The sequence below is a fragment of the Geminocystis sp. GBBB08 genome (assembly GCF_016743215.1).
Taxonomy (GTDB): domain Bacteria; phylum Cyanobacteriota; class Cyanobacteriia; order Cyanobacteriales; family Cyanobacteriaceae; genus Geminocystis.
The window spans coordinates 1-1,915 of record NZ_VRZC01000287.1 but is presented as its reverse complement, the minus strand read 5'-3'; the positions used below and the strand labels follow the sequence as shown (position 1 = coordinate 1,915).

2 protein-coding genes and 1 pseudogene are annotated in these 1,915 nt (G+C 32.8%); all 3 read left to right on the top strand.

The features are described 5' to 3' along the window. The coding region (gene tig / locus FWJ34_RS19260; RefSeq protein ID WP_308256940.1) for a trigger factor at positions 1-1,001 on the top strand (1,001 nt) is incomplete at its 5' end. A 188-nt stretch (positions 1,002-1,189) separates the two neighbouring features. Next, positions 1,190-1,582: a preQ(1) synthase gene (gene queF, locus FWJ34_RS19255; protein WP_396232105.1), complete on the top strand. Its 393-nt coding sequence runs from the start codon at positions 1,190-1,192 to the stop codon at positions 1,580-1,582. 131 nt (positions 1,583-1,713) lie between these two features. Further along, positions 1,714-1,881 (top strand): annotated as a pseudogene (locus tag FWJ34_RS19250) (IS4 family transposase); the annotation flags it as partial. Between the last annotated feature and the right edge of the window lie 34 nt (positions 1,882-1,915).

The following is a 1,915-nucleotide window of genomic DNA, read 5'->3' as shown; positions in this document are numbered from 1 at the left end:
GTTTACAAGTACAAGCAGAAGAAGTAGTTTATAATGCAGAAGATGTGGATAAATTAATTAATGAGCGTCGTCAAAAATTAGCTACTTTAATTCCCGTAGAAAATCGTGCCGCACAAATGGGAGATGTTGCCGTAATTGATTTTGCTGGGCGTAAACCCACTGAAAATGAGGGAGAAGAAGGTGAAGTTATACCTGGTACTGAAGCCACAGAATACCAAGTAGAATTGGAAGAAGGTAAATTTATACCCGGTTTTATAGAAGGTGTTGTCGGGATGAATGTTAATGACACAAAAAAACTTACCTTAACTTTCCCTCAAGATTACGCACAAGCAGATTTAGCAGGAAAAACGGTAATTTTTACTGTAACTCTTCAAGATTTGAAAGAGAAAGAATTACCTGAATTAGATGATGAATTTGCTCAAGAAGTAAGCGAATTTGAGACAATGGAAGCCTTAAGAGAATCTTTAGAAAAACAGTATCAGGAAAAAGCCTCTAATGATACGAAACAAAATATTCATAGTGCAATTATTAATGAACTATTAAAACATACCACTATCGATTTACCTCATACTATGTTAGAGGAAGAATTCCAAAATATTCTTTTACAAACGGCTAACCAACTTCAAAGTTACGGCATGGATGTTAACCAGTTTTTCACTCGGGATGTTGTCACTAAAATGCGGGAAACTGCCAAGCCTGAAGCTAGTAAAAATCTTCATACTACTTTAATTATAGAGAAAATTGCTGAACAAGAATCTATTACTGTCACTGATGAGGAAGTAAACGCTAAAACCATTGAAATTAAAGCCACTCTCAAAGAGCGTGATGTAGATGAAGTAAAGTTACGCAAATATGTCAAGCATGATTTATTAGCGGAAAAAACTCTTGATTGGTTACAGGAAAAAACTCAAGTGGAATTAGTGCCTTTTGGTAGTTTAACTAAAGAAGAAAAATCTACCGATGAGGAAATTTCTGAAGAAGAATCTAACACTGATAGTTAAGTTTTAATTAACTAAAATTATTATTTAGAAACTTAAATTATTGATGTTTATAATTAACTATCAATTAATCTGAGTTTCTTTTTTTGTGTTATGAATTACACTATTTTTCATCTTAAGTAAATCATATTTATATTTTGTAGGCAGTGCATCGCCCTACTTTTATTGTCTATTAAATTATTTAAAATATTATGTCTGAAAATCAATTTTCTGAAGTAAAATACGGTGAAAGAGCGATTGAAGAAGGTAGTTTAATTACTTTCCCAAATCCTCGCCCGGGTAGGGTTTACGATATTAGCATCACTCTGCCGGAATTTACCTGTAAATGTCCTTTCTCTGGTTATCCAGACTTTGCCACTATCTATATCAATTACTCCCCTGATGAGAAGGTAGTCGAATTAAAAGCTATCAAACTTTATATTAATAGTTATCGCGATCGCTATATTTCTCACGAAGAATCTATTAATCAAATTTTAGATGATTTTGTCGCCGCTTGTGATCCTTTATCTATAACAATTAGAGGCGATTTTTACCCCCGGGGTAATGTGCATACGGTTATTGAAGTTAAACACATCAAACAATAATCAGGGTTTGCCCATTGGTTAGAAGTTAAATAAATGAGCAAAAAGTCAAGATAAAAACAACAAAAGTTAATAAATAGCTAAAAGCCTTATGAATATTAATATTTAAGAGTATTCGCTTTCTCTTATTTCAGATGACGAAGAAAATTAACCGAGATCATGCACAAAAAAAACATCATCCTTTGACGGAAAATGATGCCATTGTTTCACATTTGTCTGAACTTTTAACCCCTTCCATTTTTGCTCAAGAGGCTTTATTTCGTAATTTGGGGATGAGAAATCGTATTCTCAATTTATCATTAACTTAGATCTTGCATCTCTATCATTAATTCTCGT